Source organism: Rosistilla oblonga (assembly GCF_007751715.1).
GTDB classification, from domain to species: domain Bacteria; phylum Planctomycetota; class Planctomycetia; order Pirellulales; family Pirellulaceae; genus Rosistilla; species Rosistilla oblonga.
On record NZ_CP036292.1, the window covers coordinates 1,212,402 to 1,233,715 of the forward strand.

Below are 21,314 nucleotides of genomic sequence, written 5' to 3' on the forward strand. Positions count from 1 at the left end.
GCGAAATAGCGTGCGAATGTCGTCGTATTGACAACACGTCGAGCCTTTACGATCCTAAAGCGGTTCTTATAGAATACGTGGCTTCGTACACCTGACTGGGGATCGTTCTGCATGTTTGAATCGCTGTCCGACGGACTGCAATCCGCCTTCAAGAGCTTGCGTGGTAAAGGCAAGCTCACCGAGGCGAACATGCGCGATGGGCTGAAGCTGGTCGAGCAGTCGATGCTCGAAGCGGATGTCAGCTATTCGGTTGTCCAGTCGTTCATGCAGCATGTGACCGAAAAGGCAACCGGTCGTCGCGTGCTGATGAGCCTGCGACCGGGCGAAGAACTGGTCAAGATCGTCTATGACGAGCTGGTCGATATTCTGGGGCCTGTCGATTCCTCGCTGCATCTCAAGGGCGACGGCATCACGGTCATCATGATGTGCGGCCTGCAGGGTAGCGGTAAAACGACGACTTGCGGAAAGTTGTCTCAGCTGCTGAAAGAAGAGAACATCAAGCCGTTGTTGGTCGCGGCCGACCTGCAACGCCCCGCTGCGATCGAGCAATTGCGGGTGATCGGGCGTCAGTTGGACGTGCCGGTTTATGCCGAAGATGGTGCCAGCGATCCGGTTAAGGTCTGCCAAGCGGGCGTTAAGCAAGCTCAACAGCAGGGCGCGCGAGTCGTCATCTTGGATACGGCCGGTCGGTTGGCGATCGACAAAGAGTTAATGGATCAATTGGCGCGGATCGACAAACGCGTCAAGCCGGACCAGGTTTATCTGGTCGTCGACGGCATGACCGGACAGGATGCTGTCAACAGTGCAGGTGCTTTTAATGAAGCTCTGGAGCTGGATGGCGTCGTGATGACGAAGCTCGATGGCGACGCCCGCGGCGGCGCGTTGTTGAGTGTAAAGCATGTCACGGGCGTGCCGATCAAGTTCATTGGTACGGGTGAGCATTTTGACGCGTTGGAGCCGTTTCGTCCCGAGGGGATGACCGGACGGATCCTGCAGATGGGCGACATGGTCGCCGCGGCGCGGGAGGCTCATCGGATCGTTGACGAAAGTCAGCGCGAAGAACTTGAAGAGAAGATGAAGTCGGGCGAGATGACGCTCGATGATTTTAAAGGCTTGATGGAGAAGGTCGCCAAGCCGGGGCTGATGGGCAAGATGATGGGTTTGATGCCTGGCATGGGCCAGCTGAAAGACCTGATGAACAGCGAAGAAGCCGCTGGCGGGATCAAACAGACGATCGGTGCGATCAACAGTATGACGCTGGAAGAGCGTCGCAATCCAAAAATTATTGATATCTCGCGTCGGACCCGGATCGCCAAAGGTGCTGGGGTTCAGGCGTCTGCGATCACGCAATTGGTTAAGCAGTTCGAGCAGATGAAGCCGATCATGCAAGCAATGGCGGGTGGCGGCGTAGGGGATCGGATGCAATTGATGCGTCAGCTGCAATCAAGCGGTGCATTGGATGGGTCCAATCCAGGGGCGTTGAAGATGAAAAAGTCGACTGGGAAGCGGTTGTCGGCCGCCGAACGGGCGAAACAGAAGAAGCAGCGTGAAAAAGAGCTGCGGAAATTGAGACGATCGAAGTGATTGCAATGATTAAGCTGTCACTCGGGATCGATTACGCGTAAAAATGCGTTTGAAAATTCAGAGTGATCCTCGCTGACCAATCAGCCGTTTGATACATAGATACGATTAAAAGACCACTACCTGGAGAAAACCACGTGGCAGTTCGAATCCGAATGAAGAAGATGGGCCGTGCCCACCGACCGTTTTACCGCTTGTGCGCCGTCGACCAACGTAACCCTCGCGATGGCAAGGTTATCGAAGAACTGGGCTACTACGACACCAGCATCCCTGAAACCGATGCCCGTGCGATCCTCAAGGGCGAACGCATCAACTACTGGTTGGGTGTTGGCGCTCAAGCTAGCGACAAGTGCCAAATCTTGATCAAGAAGTACGGCGCCGAAGGGACTCACCTGGAAAAGCAACGCGAAGCTTTGCAACGTTTGCAAGCCGGTCGTCCGGTTCCAGCGCCAAAGCCAGCCAAGCCAAAGGCGGAAGCTGAAGCTCCGGCCGCTGAAGCCGCACCTGCGGAAGCAGCTAGCGAATAATAGAATGCGCTTTGATGTCGTGACCTTGTTCCCGGCGATCTTCGATGGCTATTTAACACAGAGCTTGTTAAATAAGGCGATCGAAAATCAGCTGGTCCAGATTCATTGCCACAACTTGCGCGATTGGTCGACCGACGAGAAGCACCATAAAATTGATGATCGTCCCTTTGGCGGCGGCCCTGGAATGTTGATCCAGGCACCTCCGGTGGTCGATTGTGTAGAAGAGATCGAAAGCAAAGAAGATCGCCCCGCCCGGCGAATTCTGCTTTCACCTCAAGGCCGTCGCTTTGATCAGCAGTTGGCCGAAGAGTTGGCGACCGAACCGCGGCTGATGTTGCTGTGCGGCCGCTACGAAGGGTTCGATCAACGAGTGATCGATATCCTGGAACCCGAGGAACTGAGCGTTGGTGACTTTGTGCTCAATGGTGGCGAAGTCGCTGCGATGGTTGTCATCGACGCGGTGGTCCGATTGTTGCCAGGTGTGTTAGGAGATGAGTTTAGTAGCTTTGACGATTCGTTCTCACGCGGGAATCGAATGTTGGAGTTCCCGCAGTACACTCGACCGAGAGAATTTCGGGGCCACGAAGTGCCCGAGGTTTTGTTGGGTGGAAATCATCAACAGATCGCCGCTTGGCGTGCAGATCAGATTCAAAAGAGAACAGCCGAACGTCGCAGCGACCTGCTCTGACGACAAACCAAAATTGTTGCTAACCAGCAGCCAAACAAAAATATCACCATCAGCCAAGCGGAGTCATTCCTATGAGCCAACAAGTAATGGATCTCGTCGAAAAGACGTGCCTTAAATCCGACGTTCCTCAGTTCGACATCGGCGATACCGTCGACGTGCACACCAAGATTTTGGAAGGCGCCAAAGAACGCATCCAGGTCTTCACCGGCGTTGTGATCGCTCGCAGCGGTTCGGGAACTCGCGAGATGTTCACCGTCCGTCGTATGGTCGCTGGCGAAGGTGTGGAACGTAAGTTCCCACTGCACTCGCCACGCGTTGAACGAGTCGAAGTCAAGCGCAGCAGCGTTGTTCGTCGTGCCAAGCTGTACTTCCTTCGCGATCGCGTCGGCAAGGCGGTTCGTCTGAAAGAACGTCGCCGCAGCTAATTCGCTTGTTGGCGATCGATGGGGCGACGCGATCGACGCGTTGCCCGCTTTCTGGATGCGGCATTGGGCTGAGGGTCTCTCGGTTCGATGCCTTGTTTCTCGGGCGGATGCTTCCCTGCCCTGTACTCCCCTTGTTGGTCGCCCACGCGGCAGACAGGTCGTTGCATCGACTTGCGCTTCGACGGGTGCTCACGCTCAGCTCCGTTGATTGACTTCTTATGACCAGTTCGCAACCAATCAAGCTTGCAGTTCACGGTGCCGCCGGTCGGATGGGGCGCCGCGTTGTTGCGTTGGCGACCGCTGACGAAGCATTTCAAGTGATCGCAGCGATCGATCATCAACAGCACCCGCTGCTTGGGCAGGATTCCGGCGGGCTGGCCGGTTGCGATCTGAACGAAGTTCCGCTGTCGGCCGATTGGCCAGCGGAATGCGACGCGGCGATCGATTTCTCGTTGCCCGATGCCGTGGGCAGCGCCGTTGCGAACTGTCTGGAATCGAAAACACCCCTGGTGATCGCGACGACCGGGTTGTCCGACGAAACGCAAGCGGCGATCGCCGAAGCGGTCAAGCAGATTCCGATCGTCTGGGCACCCAGCATGAGTCTCGCGGTGAACCTGTCGATGAAGCTGGCTGAACAAGCCGCGGCGGCTTTGAAGAACGTTCCCGGCGGCGTCGATATCGAGATCATCGAGCGACACCATCGCTACAAGGTCGACGCTCCCAGCGGCACGGCGCTGAAGTTTGGTGAACTGATCGCTGGCCAGTTGGATGGCGAGACGAAGCACGTCCACGGCCGCGAGGGCGAGACGGGGCAGCGTTCGCTCAATGAGATCGGTTACCACGCGGTCCGCGTCGGCGACAACACCGGTGAACACACGATTGTCTACGGCATGTTAGGCGAGACGATGGAGCTGCGCGTCGCATCGAGCAACCGCGACTGCTACGCATCGGGCGCCCTAGCCGCAGCCCGCTGGATCCAAGGCCGCCCCCCAGCCCTCTACTCGATGTTCGACGTCCTCGGCCTCTCGTAGCGAAACGCGGCAAGAGTTTCGTAGGCGGTACTTGCCGCAGATCGAAAGTCTTCACGACTTCCGCGACGCCAAGATACGAGCACGACGCGCAAGCGAGTGTTTTGCGAATCGAGTGTTTTGCGAGCCGGTTGTTCCGGGCGTACACCGTTTTGTCACGACCGATAGGGCCATTGCCTTGTGACAATGGCTTGCGTTGTAACGTGTCGGGTTACTGTGGCCGGTTTCGTGATTCAACACGGCGGTTGAGTAACAATGGGTGATTGAGACGCGTTGATGCATAACGCCCTACGCGGGGTTGGTGGTTCCAAGTTATGCTAGGTCGCGGAGGAAATCGGGAGGGCTCGCTAGGTAGGTTTGGCAGTGGGCGCATGCGGCGGACGCCTCGGAGACTGGAGTCCGGCAGATTGGGCAGGGACGCGACGCGGTGGCTGATTTTGGGGCCGGAGGTGCTAGTTCGCTCGCTTCCAGAATTCGCATCGCTCCGGTATCGGACAAACTTGTCCGCGGCATTCCTGATTCGAGCATTCCGTCGCACTGAGGGCATTGCACCGGTGCGTCAGAGTGGTTGATAGAGACCGGAACCTGGTGGCCGGAAGGACAGGCAACGAAAAAAGTTTCCATCGTAAATGACCTTCTTGTTAGGGTGGGCTTAGGGCTTGCAGACGGCTTTGAACCCCGGGCTCGAGAGCATGTTTCGGTCGGTTTTGCTAACGCTTACAAAACGGGGAGGCAACGATTGCCAGCATTGCCACCGAATCGAATGGGCGGCCGTGCCCCGATCGACTGGTAAGACATTCGTCGCTCCACTGCAGATATTGCCTAAAAACTGTTGATTTATCGATCGAGCCGATCTGGTATGCTGCATGCGGTGTTGAACCTTAATATGACGTCAGCTTCCGCCAAACTGGGCCCGACTATGCACAATCCATCGACGCGTTTTCCGTTATCCCGTCGCTCGCTGCTCGCCGTCGGCGGGGCGGCCTTTTTTGCAACGCCCGGTTTGTTTGCTGAGCAATTGCAGTCGACGCCGCCGTTGACCGAAGGGCCGTTCTATCCCGATAAACTGCCGCTGGATCAAGACAATGATCTGATCTTGATCAATGACAGCACGACGCCGGCAGTGGGGCAGATCACTCATTTAACAGGACGCGTTTTGACGCCGGCGGGTTCGCCCGTCCGCAATGCGACGATCGAAATCTGGCAATGCGATGCCAACGCCGTCTATCTGCACTCGCGCGACAGCAACGGCAAGAAGAAGCAACAGGATCCAAACTTCCAAGGCTTCGGGCGGTTTGAAACCGGAGCGATGGGCGAGTACCGTTTTCGCACGATCAAGCCGGTCGAGTATCCCGGTCGCCCTGCCCCGCACATTCACATCATCGTCAAACAGAACGACCGCAAAGTGTTGACGACTCAGTTGATGATTCGTGGCTACGCCGGGAACACTCGCGATGGCGTTTTTCGACGGATTACCGATCCAGCGAAACGCGAACTGCTGGTCGCCGATTTTAACCCCGTCCCCGAATCGAAGATCGGCGAATTTGCTTGTCACTTCGACGTCGTGCTCGGTCGGACGCCCGACGACGCCGAAAAACAACGCGGTTAACCGACACGGTCGCGGCTCATTTCGACGTTTATCTGTGGCATCGCCAGTTCATGTTGGCGATGCTCGTTTTCTAGTTCCTCCATCTCAATCGGTTTTGTTTTTCGAATGGCTCGCTGCGACGAAGGGTATTTGTGTGAAGTTTGCGGCGAGGATGTGGGGAACATCAGCGACAGCGACCTCTATCTGCGGTTTGTGATCGGCGAACTGGATCCCGAGCGTTTGCACACGACGCCCGAACGCCACATCCGCTGCAACCCAGCGGTTGGCCAATTCATCGTGCATCCCGATTTCGAGCCGCTGGTTTGCGAAGGGGCTTTCGGCAAACAAGAGCTCGATCCGGAGTACGTTCAGCAGCGCGAGACCTTGGTCAGTCGCGGGTTCGAGCGATTGCGTGAGATCGAAGCTCAAGGTCCCGAGGGAGACATCACCTCCTATCCGCTGCCCGAAGCGATCGCGAAGTATCGGCGCTGAGCGAGCCGGATGTTAAGGGCCTGTCACTTATACGCAAGTCGCAGGCAACGGCGAAAGGGACAGGAACATTCCTCACAGGCCTGGCGCGGGCCGAAGGTCCAGCAATTTGCATAGCCCAGCCTGCAGGGCTGGGTATTAGCCGACGTCGCCCGGTTTCATTTCACAACGGGCGAAGGGGCAACGCCCCGGGGTAGGTGGTGACAATCGACCGGGCCTACAGCCCAACCATGTCAATCATCGCCACTAGAACCCAGGCCGATGGCCTGGGCTAGGCAAATGTTCGAGCCTGCGGCCCGGACTCGGATGAATGCGATGTGGAACGGCCTGCGACGAACGAAAGACTTCTCACGAGACTGGCAAGCGTTCGGTCGCGACAACTCACAATGACTTACGTATAACTGCCAGTGTTAAAGGCTGCGGGTTAAAACGATTCCAGCGGTTGTGATGTGCGAACTTGCCGAGTCGGTCAGCTTTAACAAATTTTGCGGCGACCGAACATCGCGAGCGATCGTCGCTGGGAGACCGATCGCCGAGCAAAATCTAGGGAAAAGCAGCGGTCTGTGAACGGCATCTCGAAGCCCCAGGCAAGCTTCGTGCTAGGGTTCATCACACCGGCGTCCAGCGGGATTTCGCGGTGTGTTTTTCGCCTCGCAAGATCTCTGCTATGCAAACCGCCCAGCGTTCTCTGCCCGATCCTACCGCCAAGCGTCTCGCATTGTTGCTGTTAGCGGCGGCGGGATGTTTGTTTGCCGCTTGGATTGCGCAGCTGAACTTTGTGATGCACGATATGTATCACGAATTGGCGCTCGTCCGCGAAGCGATGTTCCGAGGCGAGTTGCCATTGGACAACCCGTTTGCCTTCACGCCAACGGTCTACCCGTCGGTGCATCATGAATGGGCGATGGGCTTACTGTTGTATGGCTTCTGCATTTCCACAGGCTGGGGCCTGATGGGACTGACGATCCTGCGATGGATGTTGATCCTGGGGATCGTTTCAGCGACCTACATGACCGCTCGACGACGCGGCGCCAGTCCGATCGTCTTCGCGTTGGCGGCGCTCTTGATCCTGCCGATCGCTTGGGTCGGTTTCGGGACGCTGCGGGCTCAACTGGTCACGCTGCTGTTCACCGCTGTGCAACTACGCTTGGTCGATGAAGACCGCCGCGGACGACGCGGTTGGGTTTTGATGTTGCTGCCGTTGTGGTTCGTGTGGGTCAATATTCACGCTGGCTTTTTGGTCGGCGCGGGGCTGTTGGCAATCGACACGTTCGAACGCGTTGCTGCCGATCTCGTGAACCAATGGCGACAGGGACGGCTTGGAGAGCGACGCTGGCTGATGCGGCGCTTGGTCCATCGCTATTGGCACCGCGTTGGGCTGTTGATCGCTGCGGCGGCCACGTTGGGGCTGACGCCTTATGGCGCCCAGTACGCTCCGTACGTGTTGCATGCGGTTCGCTTGCCTCGCCCCGAGATCGCCGAATGGGGACCGCTGTGGACAACGTATCAGCCAGGGCTGACGCTGCTCAGCTATCTGATGACGATTGTGCTGACGACCGTCGCTGTGGTTCAACTTGGTTGGCGTCGCGCGATCGGAACACTCTCGTTAATCGTGACCGCTTATCTCGCCCTGCGTCACATTCGCCACGGTTCTATATACGGCGTGGTTTGGATGTGTTACGCGCCGCCGTTGTTGTCGCGTTGCAAAATGGGGCCGGCGATCCAGGCTTGGATCTGCCAACGCCAGCGTGCTGTCCAGCGGGGCGCTGTCGCAGCGATCGTCGGTAGTTTGGCGTACTTCTTCTACGTCGGCGGATGGTACACCGTGTTGCCGGTCCAGTCGGCGGAGATGGGGAATCAGCCTGTTGGAGTCGTCGAGTACTTAAAAGAGAATCACTTCCGCGGCCGATTGCAGTTGCCCTTTGGTGCCGGTGCTTACGTGATGTGGCACATGTACCCCGACGTCTTGATCAGCATCGATGGACGATACGAAGTCGGCTATCCGCCCGAACTGCTCGACGAGCACCGCGCGTTTTATCGCGGCGAACCGGGGTGGGAACAGATGCTGGATCGCTATCCCAGCGACGCGGTCGTGGTCCCGGTGGGATCGCCGATCGTCGACGCGATGCAGTCGCAGTTGCATTGGCGTTTGAGCTACCAAGACGACGCGTATCTGTTGATGACACCGCCCGATAGTCCGATCGTATGGACCGATCGCGATCGCCGTGGCGAGACGCTGCCGCAGAACTTTCTATAGCGGCGGCGCGGCGATGGGAGAGATTTTTCGGCGTGCAGCCCCTTTGGGGGTAGCTAGCTGGAAAGATGTGGAGAAAAAGATCTGCTAGCTCTAACCCTCGGCTGGGGCCGATCGGCGGAGCGTGAGGGCGTAGAGGATTGTCAACGTTCCCGCACCCATCATCGACCAAGGAAACCATTCCGAGGGGGTGAAGTTGCGCGTTGAGGGGCCCGTTGGAGCAGCCGCGAGGAACGAACCGCTAGGTTTTTCGCTGGCGGCATGCAGGGCTGCACTGTCGATCACCAGGCACTCTGCACCGACGACGGTGAGCATGATGCCCAGCGCTAAAAATAGCGAACGCCACACGGTTAAGGCTCCAGGGGGTGAGAGAATTGAGCGACTGCTTCTGATATCGGCTGATGGATAGGAGCCTCGTGAGTCTTGGGATGGCTGCCGGTAAGATCGCTAGCACTGATCTATTTGATGATCGCTCCAATCCCAGCTATCCTATAGCCGGAATAATTTCCCCATTTCGCGCCGTGTGTGGCTGAGACGGCCACCGTAGAATGGGGAACGCCAAAATTTGGGCAATTCCACGACGGCGCAAAGATTAGACCGATAACGTGTCAATTCCGTTTTGACCGGCCATCCTGTGCGATTCCCACCTTGAACTGGAGACTGTATATGAAAAAAAACAATTCACGTCGAACCTTCTTGAAAGCCACCACCGTCGCCAGTGCTGGTTATTGGGTTGCTGGTGGTATCGCACCCAAGGAGAGCTTGGCCGCAAATGAAGAGATCCGGTTTGCTTGTATCGGTGTCGGCGGCAAGGGCTCGAGCGATTCGGCTGACGCGGGCAAAGCGGGCAAAGTCGTTGCGATCTGCGATATCGACGACGAGCGATTGAACAAGGCGGGCGAACGTTTCACCGACGCATCGAAGTATTATGACTTCCGCAAGATGCTCGACGAAAAGGACAAGAGCATCGACGCGGTGACCGTCAGTACGCCAGACCACTGCCACGGTGTTGCAACTGCCGCGGCGCTTGCGTTGGGCAAGCACTGCTACACGCAAAAGCCACTGACTCGCACGATCTGGGAATCGCGTCGTCTGGGCGAACTGGCTGCGGAGAACAAGTGCCAGACTCAGATGGGCAACCAGGGAACCGCCAACAGCGGCGTTCGCGAAGCTGCGGCGATGATCAAAGCGGGTGCCGTCGGCGATGTGAAAGAGGTGCATGTTTGGACCAACCGTCCGGTATGGCCACAAGGCATCGGCCAACCCGCAGCCGAAGAAGTGCCAAGCTACATCCACTGGGATGAATGGATTGGCCCAGCTGAAAAGCGTCCGTACAGCAGCGCTTATCATCCATTTAAGTGGCGTGGTTTCTGGGACTTCGGTACCGGTGCGTTGGGCGACATGGCTTGCCACACGTTGAACATGCCATACATGGGTTGCGATTTGCAAAACCCAACCAGCGTGCAAGCGACGACCAGTGGTCACAACAAGATCACTTACCCGTCCTGGTCGCAGATCGTATTCGAGTTCCCCGCCAACGATTGGCGTGGCGCGACTCAGTTGTACTGGTACGACGGTGGCAAGTTGCCAGCTCAGTCGCTGTTCGCGGGATCGGAATCGTTCGCTAAGAAGGGCTTGTCCAGCAGCGGCTGCTTGGTCGTTGGATCCAAGGGCAGCCTGTATTCGCCAAACGATTACGGTGCCACCTTCGAAATGCTCGGCGGAGCAGAGACGAAGGAGGTCGATTACGACCGTTCGCCAGGTCACTTCCGCGAATTGGCGATGGCGATCAAGACGGGCAAAGAAGCGAAGAGCAACTTCCCGAACTACGCCGGTCCTTTGACCGAAACCATCCTGCTTGGAAACCTGGCTGTCTTCGCGGCTGACGAAAACGAGAAGCAAGGCGAAAAGATCAGCTGGAACGCTAAGGAAATGAAGGTTCTGGGGACCGACAAGTACGATTGGATGGTCAAGCCCGACTTGAAGAACGGCTACACCATGTAGTTTCTTTGGGGACCGCTGAGCGGTTCTCGAGGCAACGCAACGCGATACGATATGGCACGCTGCGTCCTAGCGGGACGCAGGCGTGCCATTTTTTTGTATCGAGGCGTCTGTTTGCACCCTGATCCGCGGTGCCGACGCGGAACTCAATCGACACGTCGTTCTCACGGACACCCGCGCTGTGCAGGCTACTCTCCGCACCCTCTCGCTGATGGTTCTGGCAACCGCGATCGCTCTCTTGATCGGTTGGGCATACGCTTATCTTTGCGAACGTTTGGTCCGCCGCGGTCGTTGGCTGTGGCGTCTGATTCCGATCGCTGCGATCTCGCTGCCGTTGTTCATTCACGCAGCGGCGTGGGAAGCGACGCTAGGGAAATTCGGCTGGCTGCCATTGTCGGGCGTCACCGCGCGAGGCAGTTTCTTCGCCGGACTGGTCGCATCGTCTTGGATCCACGGGATCGCCGGGGCCGCCTGGGTTGCCTTGATCGTCGGTGCGTTTTTGCGCCGCGGACCGCTTCCGGGTGAAGAGGCGGCGCGGTTGGATGCCGGCCCGCTGCGAGCGGCGCTGCGTGTGACACTGCCGGGAACTTATCTGCTGACGTTGGCCAGTGGGTTGTGGGTGGCTTTGATCGCGGCGACCGAAATCTCCGTCGTCGATCTGTACGGATTTCGAACGCTCGCCGACGAAGTCTACTTTCAGTATGCGCTGTCGCCACAGCCGATTCCGATCTTGCTGGCAATGCTGTTGCCGATCGTGTTGTGTATCGGGATCGTGTTGTTGTGGTTTTTGGGGCGTCATCAGGTTTTAAGGCCACTCGGCGGCGCGACTGGGCGGACGCAGCCGTCGGTCGTCGACAACGGCCTGGCGACGGAGGTCTTTGGGCTGGCCGGTCTGGGGTGGTTGGCGACGTTGTTGATTCTATTGCCGCTAGTCAGTTTGGGGATCAAGGCCGGCTGGACTGTGCAGGCGGTCGATGGAGAACTGCAGTCGGGATGGTCGGTTGCCCAAGCGTCCGCCACGCTGACTCAGGCGGCGACGATGTTTCGCACCGAATATTATTGGACCGCGATGCTAGCGGCGACGTCGATCGCGATGACGCTGCCGGTATCCCTCGTGTTGTCGTGGCTGGGGCGATATCGGTTGGGTTTCGTTGCGGTTGGCTGCTTGGTGTTGCTGTTCATTCCCGGGCCCGTGATCAGCATGGGAATCATGCGGCTGTTTTCTCAGAGCGGCATCGCTTGGCTGGGGGAACTGTACGATCGCAGCTTGATTCCAGCGGGTCTGGCCGTAATGCATCGATCGGTTCCGTTGTGCTCGCTGATCCTGATCGGCAGCTTTTACGCTACCGATCGCCGCGTCGACGAAGCGGCTCGCATCGATGGAGCCGGCTGGTGGCAGCGGCTGCGATATATCGAAATGCCACGCATCGTGTGGCCCTTGGCGATCTGTGGTTTTGTTACAGCAGTGGTTGCATTGGGGGAGGTCTCGGCAACCGAATTGGTGATGCCGCCGGGAGTCTCCACCGTCGCTCGGCGGGTTTTTGGTTTGCTGCACAGCGGCGTTCGCTATCAAGAATCGGGGCTCTGCCTGATCGCTAGCAGCTTGGTTATCGCAGCGGTTCTATTTTTTCATGTCTGTCGTTCTACGATGGGCCGTCGTTAAGCGTATGATAGATGCGTACGTTGGCCGGTCGCAAACCCTCTGATGGAACCTCATGCTTCGCAATCGAAATTTGAATGTGTGGACGCTGCTTGGCGTGACATGGATGCTGATCTTCACGACGCTGACCGCGGGCAAGGTTGATGCAGCGGACCACGTGACGTTTGTGCAAGGGGGACAAACGTTTAAGGTTTGTGGCGAAGCGTTGTTGGAAGCTCAGGATGGCGGGTTGTTGTTTCAGGCCAACGATGGCCAGATTTGGACGATTCAGCCCGAGGAGATTAAAGATCGCAAGCAGGATTCGATGCCTGTCGAGATCCCCAGCCCCGAGGTGGCCGTTGCCGAATTGGTCGCGACCCTTGGCAGCGAATTTCGCGTCATGCAAACCGCTCACTACGTCGTCGTCTCCAACGCCGACGCTCCGTTTGTCGAATACTGTGCCGGGTTGTTCGAGAAGCTGTACAAAGGCTTTTATGCGTTCTGGAAGAACAACGGTTGGGATCTACCCGAGCCGCGGTTTCCGTTGGTCGCGTTGGTCTTCGAGGACAAAGCTAGTTTTCAACGCTACGCTCGTCCCGAAGCGGGGGACGCCGCGGAATCGATCATCGGTTACTACAACTTGCAAACCAACCGGATGACGACCTACGACATCGGCGAGGGAGCCGGGGTGCGAGCTGGCGGCTTCTTGGTCGACCGAAACATCGCCACGTTGGTTCACGAAGCGACGCATCAGTTGGCTTACAATTGCGGGCTGCAAAAACGTTACGCCGACAATCCTTATTGGGTCAGCGAAGGGATGGCGGTCTTCTTTGAGTCGCCCGACCTGAAGCGCGGCGATGGGTGGCGCGAGATCGGCCGGATCAACGAAGTCAATCGTTTGCGGTTCGCCCAATATCTGCCTCAGCGACCAGCCGATTCGTTGGTCACGCTGCTGCAAGATGACAGCCGGTTGACCAATTCGGCAACCGCTTCGTTTGCCTATGCCGAAGCCTGGGCGTTGACCTACTTTTTGCTGAAGACGAAACCGAAGCAGTACGTCGCCTATCTGAAGCAGCTGAGCGAAGGGGAGTACTTGGAATCGCTGGGGCCGCGCGAACGGTTGCAGATGTTCCGAGATGCGTTTGGCGACCTGCAAAAGCTCGACCGGCAATTCATCGCCTACACCCGGCGGTTTGTGCTGCGACGATAGCCACCGCGAGGCTGGCTGGAGCGAAGGTGCAAGCTTTTGTTCTCGTTATCAAGCACTAGCAAAATTGACGTTAGCCACATCCTCAGAAGGGAGCCGGCAGGTCGATACGACGGTTCTTAGCAGAAGCGAGAGTTGAGCCATGATCGAATACAAAGGCTATGTTGGCAAAGTGGAGTTCGATGACGAAGCAGCGATTTTTCATGGGGAGATCCTCGGGACGCGTGACGTTATCACATTTCAGGGAGAGAGTGTTTCCGAGCTGACCCAGGCGTTCCGCGACTCCATCGATGACTATCTAGCGTTTTGCAAGGAGCGCGGCGAGTCTCCAGATAAGCCGTTTTCAGGCCAGTTCGTAACCCGGATCCCACACGAACTGCATCGCCAAGTGAGTATGGCTGCGAACGTTGCGGGCAAAAGCCTCAATGCCTTCGTCAAGGAGCAACTGGAAGCGGCTGTGGAGAAGGTCGCTGCCAAGCCGAAGCGTGGCGGAACGACGAAAGTAAATACAAAAGCGAAGCCCAGAGGCAAACAGTCGGCATGACGTTGCTTCTCTGGGCTGTACTTTGTTTGCGCGGCCTTCGATTGGTCATGGCACGCGACTTTGGGCGAATCTTATGTAGCGAGAACTAGAGTCCCTGCTTCGCTTTCTTTTCCGCGACGTTACGGTAATCGACGACCTTCCAGATCAGACCAACTTTTTGCATCGCTCGGATCGCCATGTAGGTCAGATCGATTTCCCACCACTTGTGCCCGTGCTTAGCCATGCGGGGATAAGCGTGGTGGTTGTTGTGCCAGCCTTCGCCGTAGGTGACCAATGCGACCCACCAGTTGTTGCGGCTCTTGTCGGTTGTTTCGTAGTTGCGGTAGCCCCACATGTGACTCGCTGAATTCACGAGCCAAGTCGAATGCAGGACGAAGACGAGTCGCAGGAACATTCCCCAAACGACCATCGAGATCGCCATCTCGCTGCCGCCGTAAAGGTAGCCGCCAACAGCCAAAGCGACGCCCAAGGCGAAGTTCAGTGGCAGGAACATCTTTTCGATAAATCGCATCCCGCGATCGGCCGCCAAATCGGGAATCCAACGCTTGAAGTAGGCTTCGCGGTCGCCGTCGTGAGTGCTGTAGGCCAGCCAGAACATGTGACTCCACCACGCCCCGTCGTTGGGCGAGTGGGGATCGCCCGGCTGATCGCTCTCGGCGTGATGCTTGCGATGGTCGGCGACCCAGTCCAGGGGCGAGCCTTCGCCAGCCAAGCTGCCAATCACGGCAAACATATATTTGACCCAGCGGTGCGATTGGAAACCTGTATGGGTCAGGTAGCGATGGTAGCCGAGGCAAATTCCCAGGCCGCCGGTGATCCAGTGGAGGGTAACCATGGCGATCAACGCAGGCCAGGTGAAGGTCCAGATCGCGAAGATCGCACCGACGTGGGCCGCAACAAGCCAGATAATCGAATACGTATTGACGATCGTTCGCTCTTCTCGCGAAAGGTTCGCTGCCTTTTGCTTTTTGCTTTTTGCGACTTCACCAGCATCGATGCCGGTCTGTTCTGCTAGGTCAAAGGCGTCGTCGACTACGGTTGCCATGGGATTTGCTTCCTAAATGAAATTGAACTCGTTTCCGATGCCCAAATCTTAAGGATCTGTCCGCAGGCGACTGTTTTCGCAAAGAGACATCGCTGTAACGGTTCTGTAACATCTCCCCAAGAAATTCGCGCTCGCGTCGTTTGAACGCGTTGTCTCGCCCAGTCGTCCCCCAAGCGAGGGCGGTGTTAGACTGGGGGGATCATCCGTTTTCGATCTGCCTGGGCAGGTCGGGTAAGTTCCGCCGCCGCGGTTCGGGGCTTGCCGGTTCGCTCGGTCCCTGCGGCTTTTTCTGTCTCTGCATATGTCCAGTCGAGTCTCCGCTCTGTCCACGATTCTGGGTTCGCCGATGCGAATCTTGGCGATCGTGTTGGTCCTCGTTTTTATCACCGAAGTGGCGGTGATGTTCGCCCTCCCCTACATCGTGCCGGGCAGTTTGAACGAGGCGGGGCGGGCGATCGTCGACGCGGTTCTGCTGACGATGGTCTGTGCTCCGGCAATGTGGTTGGTGATCATTGGGCCGTTGAGACGGATCGCGGTCCAGGAGCATCAGCGCAGCGAAACGATCGTCGCCAATGCCAGCGAGAGCATCTTGACGTTCGATCGAGAGGGTTCGATCCTGTCGTGCAATCGGGCGGCGACGGAGTTGATCGCGATCGATGCCGAAGCGTTGATCGGCCAGTTCATGCAGCAGGTGATTCCCGGTCTGCCCGATCGGTTCTTGGGGTTGCCCAACGAGTTTCGTTTGGATGCGGTTCGCGCCGATGGGCACCGGTTTCCCGTTCAGGTCTCGGTCAGCGAATATCCTTCGGAATCGCAGGCGATGCGGATCGCGATCATCCGCGATCTGACCGAATCGCAAAAAGCGGAGCAGCAGCGGCTGACGATGGCTCGCGAAACCGAAGCCCTTCGCGCCCAACAGATGGCCACACTGGCGCAACTGGCGACCGGCGTCGCTCATGAAATCCGCAACCCGCTGACCTCGATCAAGATGCTGATCCAAGTCAATCGCGCGAAGTGTGCCGACGAGGGTTTGCCAACCGACGACATGGAGCTTGTCGAGCGGGAGATCCGACGGATGGAGCGATCGGTCAACAGCCTGCTCGATTACGCTCGTCCGGAACGAGGCGAATCGACCGAGTTTGCGATCCAGGATGCGGTCCGCCGAACGGTGATGCTGATCGACGGACGCTGCAAAACGCAAAACGTCCGCCTCCAAGTTACCGCTCCCGATCCGCCGCTTTTGGTGCTCGGCGATGCCGCTCAGATTCAACAACTGTTGCTCAATTTGATGCTCAATGCGATCGACGCGATGCCCGAGGGAGGGACGTTGGAACTTGCGGTGGTGCGCGAAGATAAGGATGTGATTCTGACGGTCTCCGACAGCGGCAGCGGGATCAGCGAAAGTGTGCTCGACCGGCTGTTCAGTCCCTTCGTTAGCACCAAGCCCAACGGTGTCGGGCTTGGGCTGGGGATCTGCCGGCGGATCGCCGAATCGCATCGCGGCAGCTTGGTCGGATCCAACCGGGCCTCCGGCGGCGCTCAGTTTCGGTTAAGCTTACCCCTGGTCCAATCCTCAACTTAACTGTCGCCCATGAACCGTCCTTCACGCCGTACCTCGCAAACACTGCTTGTCATCGACGACGAAGCGCCGATCCTGACAGCTTTCGAACGCGCGTTTGCCAGCGAATCGACGACGGTCTTGGTCGCTGAAAACGCGACCGACGGTGAAGCGGTTTTTATGGAGACCAGGCCCGACGTGGTCGTGATCGATCTCAGCCTGCCCGATATGTCGGGGCTGGAATGTTTCCGGCGGCTGCACAAAGTCGATCCCCGCGTGCCGGTGATCTTTATCACCGGGCATGGGACCGTGGAGACAGCGATCGAAGCGACTCAGTTGGGCGCCTACGACTTCCTCTTCAAGCCGCTGGAACTCGACGAGATGCGGCAGCTGCTGGAGAAAGCGTTTAATCTCAGCCGGATGGTCCGCGTGCAGCCGGTCCTCGCCGACGAAGAGGATACGGTTGCCGATGCGATCGTCGGCCGCTGCCGCGCGATGAAAGAGGTTTATAAAGCGATCGGCCGCGTCGCCTCGCAAAATCTGACGGTGCTGTTGCTGGGCGAAAGCGGAACCGGCAAGGAGGTTGTCGCTCAAGCGATCTATCATCACAGCGCTCGATCCGACGGTCCGTTCCAGGCGATCAATTGTGCGGCGATCCCCGACGCGCTGTTGGAAAGCGAGATCTTCGGCCACGAAAAAGGAGCCTTCACCGACGCCCACCGGCAGCGAATCGGCAAGCTGGAGCAAGCGGATAAAGGGACGTTGTTCCTGGATGAAGTGGGCGATATGTCGCCGATGACTCAGGCCAAGATCTTACGCGTGCTGCAGGATCAGACGTTCGAACGCGTCGGTGGCAACACGCCGATCAAAGTCGATGCGCGGATCATCGCGGCGACCAATCACGATCTGAAAAAATTGGTCTCCGAGGGGCTGTTCCGCGCCGACCTCTACTTCCGATTGAGCGTCGTGTCGATTCATCTGCCGCCGCTGCGGCAGCGCGAAGACGATCTGCGCGTGCTGGCGGAATACTTTTTACGCAAGTACAGCAACGAGTTTGGCAAGGACATCCGCACGCTCGCTCCCGAGACGTTGGAACTGTTGGAGCAATATCATTGGCCGGGGAACGTTCGCGAACTCGAGAGCGCGATGAAGCAGTCGTTGCTGATCGCGCGAGGGAATGTCTTGTTGCCCGAGTTTGTGCCGCGGTTGTCCGACGGCAGTACGCCGTTGATCAGCGGCAAGAGCGAAGACGAATATCTTTCGAAAAGCTTTGTCGCCGAACGGCTGGATGCGGGCAGCAAGAACCTCTACGCCGAAGCGATCCGGACCGCTGAAAGCCAGCTGTTTCGCCAGGTCTTGCAGCACACCGCGGGCAACCAATTGAAGGCCTCCTCGATTCTTGGCATCTCCCGCGTCACGCTCCGCAGTAAACTGAAGGCGTTGGGAATCGAGGCGGCTGATTTTGCCGGCGGCGGCTGACGCTGCTCGCGCCGCGGACGTTCTATCGCCCGCAACCTGGCGCTATCCGGTAGGGCGACGTTAGTGTGCTGCAGCATCTAGGCGAGCGTTTTCGTCTTCGGAGCCATCTACCGAATCGTCGGTGAACCAAGGATAGATGCAGGGGATCACCAGCGATGTCAGCAGAGTCGATGTGATCAGTCCGCCGATCACGACGGTTGCCAACGGACGCTGCATCTCGGCGCCATCGCTTGTCGATAACGCCATCGGCAGGAAACCGAGGCTGGCGACCAACGCGGTCATCAGGATCGGTCGCAAGCGAACGAGCGCTGTTTCGTGACTGACCTCATCCAACGGCATCCCCGATTTGCGGAGATTCTCGGCGGCGCTCACCCAGACCAGTCCGTTGAGAACCGCGACGCCAAACAGAGCGATAAAGCCGACGCCCGCGGAGATGCTGAACGGCATCCCACGCAGATACAGTGCGATCACGCCGCCGGATGCCGCCATCGGAACGGCTAGGAAGATCAGTCCCGCCAACCGCAGCGATCCAAGGCTGGTGTGCAGCAACAGCATGATCACGACCAGCACGATCGGAGTGATGAACGCCAGGCGGCGGCTGGCCGATTGCAAGTTTTCAAAGTCGCCGCCCCAGCGAATTTCGTAGCCTGGCGGAATCGAAACCCGCTCGGGGATCAGCCGTTGCGCTTCGGTGACGAACGACGCGACATCGCGCCCGCGGACGTTTGCCGAGACAAACGTGCGGCGGCGATTTCCTTCGTGTTCGATCGCTGGCGGTGTTTCTTCCAGCCGAATCTCGGCCAGTTCTTTTAGCGGGACCGAGTTGCCGTTGGCGTCGCCGATCGGGACCTGTTCCAGCAGCGACAGGTTTTCACGCCACTGCGGCGGCACGCGAACGATGATCGGATACCTCGCCCTCCCCTCGAAGATCTGCCCGACTTGATGCCCGCCCAACGAAGAGACGACGTCCAGCACGGTTTGTGCGTCGATTCCGTATTGAGCCAACGCTTCGGCTTTGGTGCGGATGCTCAGCGTCGATAGATTCGATTGATAGTCGGCCTTCACATCGACAGCTCCGGGGATCGTCCGCAATACCGCTTCGATCTCTTTGCCTTTCGTGCCCAGGACTTCCAAGTCGTCACCGTACAACAGCACCGCGACGTCCGCTTTGACGCCCGCCACCAATTCGTCGACTCGCATCTCGATCGGCTGGGTGAATCCAAAAGCGACGCCGGGGACGTTGGCGTTTAATTCGGTCGACATCTCCTCGATCAACTCGTCGCGAGTTTTGGGCGTCGGCCAATCGTGGATCGGTTTTAACAGGACCCAGACATCGGTTTGGTGAACGCCCATCACATCGTTTGCGATTTCGGGACGCCCGGTCTTGGAGAAGACTGTTTTGACTTCGGGGTACTCTTTCAGCAGGTTTTCGATCTGCGTCGACATCTCGATCGAACCTTCCAGCGTCGCGCTGGGCAAACGGAACGCCTCGACTAACAAGTCTCCCTCTTCCAAGCGCGGCATAAACTCCGCGCCTAGATTCGCTCCGACGGGCAAGCTGATGACAAACAGCAACAATGCCGTAGCGATCGTAACCACCGGATGCTTGATCGCTCGCGTCACGATCGGTTCGTAGAACCATTTGACGATCCGGACCAGAAAGACATCTTCTTCTTTCATCTTCTTGGGCAGGAAGATCGAAGCCATCGCAGGCATAAATGTCAGCGACAGGATCATCGAACCGCCCAAGGCAAACAGGACAGTCATCGCCATCGGGCGGAACAACTTGCCTTCGGTTCCTTCGAGCAGAAGGATCGGCAGGAAGACGACGGCGATAATCAATTCACCAAACATCGTCGGCTTACGAACTTCGACCGCCGCGTCGCGGATGATCTGTTCGTGTTTAGTATCGCCGTTGTCGTGCGAGAGTTTGCGGATACAGTTTTCGACCATGATCACGCTGCTGTCGACGATCAGTCCGAAGTCGATCGCCCCCAGGCTCATCAGGCTAGCTGTCACGCCGGTGAACAGCATCACGTTGGTAGCGAACAGCATCGACAGCGGAATCGCCAGCGCGACGATGATCCCCGCTCGCAGATTTCCCAGCATGAACAACAGGACGATGATCACCAACATGCCCCCTTCGGTCAGGTTGGTCAGGACCGTTTTCAGCGTTCGGCCGATCAGTGCCGCGCGGTCGTAGGTGACTTCTAAGCGAACGCCTTCGGGAAGCGTCGCCTCGATTTCTTGCAGTCGTTGTTTGGCGGCCATCACGACTTCGCGGGAGTTTTCGCCGACCAGCATCATCACCAAACCGGTCACGATCTCGCCGCGGCCGTCGCGTGTCACCGCCCCTTGCCGCGTCATCGGTTCGATGCTGACCTTCGCAATGTCGCGGATCAGGATCGGATTCCCATCGGCTTCGCGGCGGACGACAACCGCTTCGATATCGGCAGCCGATTCCAGCAGCGAGACGCCGCGGATGAATCGCTGTTCGCCATGGTGAACGACGTAACCACCGCCGGAGGTGCTGTTGTTGTTCTGCAGTCGTTGGAACAACAGATCCATCGGGATGCCATAGCTGGTCATCCGGTCCGGATCGGGTTGGACTTCGTAGGTCTTGTAGTAGCCGCCGTGCGTGTTGATCTCGGTCACGCCGGACACTTCGCGCAGCCGGGGCGAGATGTCCCATTCCAGAATCGTCCGCAATTCCATCGGCGTATGACGCTCGCTGCGGACCTCGAATTGCAGGATCTCTCCCAACGCGGTCGTCAGCGGGCCGACGCCTGGCGTTCCGTAACCTGGAGGAATGCGAGCGGTTGCGTCGGGCAAACGCTCGGCGACCAATTGCCGCGCCCGGTAGATGTCGGTTCCCTCTTCGAAGACGATCGTGACGACCGAGATCCCAAATTTTGAAACGCTCCGTAGCTCTTCGACATCGGGCAGACCACCCATCGTGTTTTCAACCGGGTAGGTGACGTAGCGTTCCACCTCCACCGGCGACAGCGATCCCGCATTGGTCACGACTTGGACCTGCACGTTGGTCATGTCGGGGACCGCGTCGATCGGCAATTTGTAGGCGGAATAGAGGCCGCCGACAGCCATCAACAGCGTCATGATGATGACCAGACCGCGGTTGGCGACCGAGAATTCGATTAAACGAGTGAGCATGATGGAGAGTCAAAGGGGCTGTGCGAAGAGCTCGCTGGCGGCGAAACGGCTTGGGCGGTGGGGAGCCTTGCCGTTGGTGGGTGTTGTCGG

Annotated in this window: 17 protein-coding genes; 14 read left to right on the forward strand and 3 right to left on the reverse strand. The window is 58.0% G+C overall.

The window, feature by feature from the left end; genetic code table 11:
* Positions 1-111 precede the first annotated feature (111 nt).
* The 8 genes from ffh (at position 112) to CA51_RS04325 (ending at position 8,583) form a co-directional block, all read left to right on the forward strand.
* The gene (gene ffh, locus CA51_RS04290) at positions 112-1,584 is read left to right on the forward strand and encodes a signal recognition particle protein (protein WP_145118108.1); all 1,473 of its coding nucleotides are present in this window, start codon (positions 112-114) and stop codon (positions 1,582-1,584) included.
* A gap of 134 nt (positions 1,585-1,718) precedes the next feature.
* Entirely contained in the window at positions 1,719-2,108 is a 390-nt protein-coding gene (gene rpsP / locus CA51_RS04295) for a 30S ribosomal protein S16 (RefSeq protein WP_231745998.1), read from the forward strand.
* A 4-nt stretch (positions 2,109-2,112) separates the two neighbouring features.
* Entirely contained in the window at positions 2,113-2,796 is a 684-nt protein-coding gene (trmD, locus tag CA51_RS04300) for a tRNA (guanosine(37)-N1)-methyltransferase TrmD (RefSeq protein ID WP_145118110.1), read from the forward strand.
* Positions 2,797-2,867: 71 nt separating this feature from the next.
* On the forward strand, positions 2,868-3,221 hold the full coding sequence (gene rplS, locus CA51_RS04305; protein WP_145118112.1) for a 50S ribosomal protein L19: 354 nt from the start codon (positions 2,868-2,870) through the stop codon (positions 3,219-3,221).
* Between the two features lie 218 nt (positions 3,222-3,439).
* A complete protein-coding gene (dapB, locus tag CA51_RS04310; protein ID WP_145118114.1) occupies positions 3,440-4,252 on the forward strand; it encodes a 4-hydroxy-tetrahydrodipicolinate reductase in 813 nt (270 codons plus the stop codon).
* A gap of 916 nt (positions 4,253-5,168) precedes the next feature.
* Positions 5,169-5,858: a dioxygenase family protein gene (locus CA51_RS04315; protein WP_145124022.1), complete on the forward strand. Its 690-nt coding sequence runs from the start codon at positions 5,169-5,171 to the stop codon at positions 5,856-5,858.
* A 129-nt stretch (positions 5,859-5,987) separates the two neighbouring features.
* On the forward strand, positions 5,988-6,329 hold the full coding sequence (locus CA51_RS04320) for a hypothetical protein (RefSeq protein WP_338052333.1): 342 nt from the start codon (positions 5,988-5,990) through the stop codon (positions 6,327-6,329).
* A 664-nt stretch (positions 6,330-6,993) separates the two neighbouring features.
* Entirely contained in the window at positions 6,994-8,583 is a 1,590-nt protein-coding gene (locus CA51_RS04325) for a hypothetical protein (RefSeq protein WP_145118118.1), read from the forward strand.
* Positions 8,584-8,673: 90 nt separating this feature from the next.
* Here CA51_RS04325 and CA51_RS04330 read toward each other — a convergent pair whose 3' ends face one another.
* Positions 8,674-8,928 (reverse strand): hypothetical protein, encoded by a 255-nt coding sequence (locus tag CA51_RS04330; protein WP_145118120.1) that lies wholly within the window; start codon positions 8,926-8,928, stop codon positions 8,674-8,676.
* 318 nt (positions 8,929-9,246) lie between these two features.
* Here CA51_RS04330 and CA51_RS04335 point away from each other — a divergent pair, with 318 nt between their 5' ends.
* The 4 genes from CA51_RS04335 to CA51_RS04350 all read left to right on the forward strand — a co-directional run bounded on the left by CA51_RS04335 (position 9,247) and on the right by CA51_RS04350 (position 13,971).
* Positions 9,247-10,584 carry a Gfo/Idh/MocA family protein gene (locus CA51_RS04335; protein WP_145118122.1) on the forward strand — a complete coding sequence of 446 codons (1,338 nt, stop codon included), beginning with the start codon at positions 9,247-9,249 and terminating at the stop codon, positions 10,582-10,584.
* Positions 10,585-10,762: 178 nt separating this feature from the next.
* A complete protein-coding gene (locus tag CA51_RS04340) occupies positions 10,763-12,244 on the forward strand; it encodes an ABC transporter permease (RefSeq protein WP_197451593.1) in 1,482 nt (493 codons plus the stop codon).
* A 52-nt stretch (positions 12,245-12,296) separates the two neighbouring features.
* Positions 12,297-13,430 (forward strand): DUF1570 domain-containing protein, encoded by a 1,134-nt coding sequence (locus tag CA51_RS04345; RefSeq protein WP_145118126.1) that lies wholly within the window; start codon positions 12,297-12,299, stop codon positions 13,428-13,430.
* A 139-nt stretch (positions 13,431-13,569) separates the two neighbouring features.
* Complete coding sequence (locus CA51_RS04350; protein WP_197451594.1) at positions 13,570-13,971, forward strand: type II toxin-antitoxin system HicB family antitoxin; 402 nt, start codon at positions 13,570-13,572, stop codon at positions 13,969-13,971.
* An 85-nt stretch (positions 13,972-14,056) separates the two neighbouring features.
* Here CA51_RS04350 and CA51_RS04355 read toward each other — a convergent pair whose 3' ends face one another.
* On the reverse strand, positions 14,057-15,016 hold the full coding sequence (locus tag CA51_RS04355) for an acyl-CoA desaturase (protein WP_145118128.1): 960 nt from the start codon (positions 15,014-15,016) through the stop codon (positions 14,057-14,059).
* Between the two features lie 346 nt (positions 15,017-15,362).
* Between CA51_RS04355 and CA51_RS04360 the strand changes: the two genes are divergently transcribed.
* On the forward strand, positions 15,363-16,598 hold the full coding sequence (locus CA51_RS04360; protein WP_231745999.1) for a sensor histidine kinase: 1,236 nt from the start codon (positions 15,363-15,365) through the stop codon (positions 16,596-16,598).
* A 9-nt stretch (positions 16,599-16,607) separates the two neighbouring features.
* Positions 16,608-18,053 (forward strand): sigma-54-dependent transcriptional regulator, encoded by a 1,446-nt coding sequence (locus CA51_RS04365; protein ID WP_145118132.1) that lies wholly within the window; start codon positions 16,608-16,610, stop codon positions 18,051-18,053.
* Between the two features lie 60 nt (positions 18,054-18,113).
* Here the strand turns inward: CA51_RS04365 and CA51_RS04370 are convergent, their stop codons facing one another.
* Positions 18,114-21,224: an efflux RND transporter permease subunit gene (locus CA51_RS04370; RefSeq protein WP_145118134.1), complete on the reverse strand. Its 3,111-nt coding sequence runs from the start codon at positions 21,222-21,224 to the stop codon at positions 18,114-18,116.
* Positions 21,225-21,314: the final 90 nt, after the last annotated feature.

Coding starts and splice junctions, on each gene's coding strand:
- ffh (WP_145118108.1), top strand. CDS start 112: ATGTTTGAATCGCTGTCCGACGGACTGCAATCCGCCTTCAAGAGCTTG.
- trmD (WP_145118110.1), top strand. CDS start 2,113: ATGCGCTTTGATGTCGTGACCTTGTTCCCGGCGATCTTCGATGGCTAT.
- rplS (WP_145118112.1), top strand. CDS start 2,868: ATGAGCCAACAAGTAATGGATCTCGTCGAAAAGACGTGCCTTAAATCC.
- dapB (WP_145118114.1), top strand. CDS start 3,440: ATGACCAGTTCGCAACCAATCAAGCTTGCAGTTCACGGTGCCGCCGGT.
- CA51_RS04315 (WP_145124022.1), top strand. CDS start 5,169: ATGCACAATCCATCGACGCGTTTTCCGTTATCCCGTCGCTCGCTGCTC.
- CA51_RS04325 (WP_145118118.1), top strand. CDS start 6,994: ATGCAAACCGCCCAGCGTTCTCTGCCCGATCCTACCGCCAAGCGTCTC.
- CA51_RS04335 (WP_145118122.1), top strand. CDS start 9,247: ATGAAAAAAAACAATTCACGTCGAACCTTCTTGAAAGCCACCACCGTC.
- CA51_RS04345 (WP_145118126.1), top strand. CDS start 12,297: ATGCTTCGCAATCGAAATTTGAATGTGTGGACGCTGCTTGGCGTGACA.
- CA51_RS04350 (WP_197451594.1), top strand. CDS start 13,570: ATGATCGAATACAAAGGCTATGTTGGCAAAGTGGAGTTCGATGACGAA.
- CA51_RS04355 (WP_145118128.1), bottom strand. CDS start 15,016: ATGGCAACCGTAGTCGACGACGCCTTTGACCTAGCAGAACAGACCGGC.
- CA51_RS04360 (WP_231745999.1), top strand. CDS start 15,363: ATGCGAATCTTGGCGATCGTGTTGGTCCTCGTTTTTATCACCGAAGTG.
- CA51_RS04365 (WP_145118132.1), top strand. CDS start 16,608: ATGAACCGTCCTTCACGCCGTACCTCGCAAACACTGCTTGTCATCGAC.
- CA51_RS04370 (WP_145118134.1), bottom strand. CDS start 21,224: ATGCTCACTCGTTTAATCGAATTCTCGGTCGCCAACCGCGGTCTGGTC.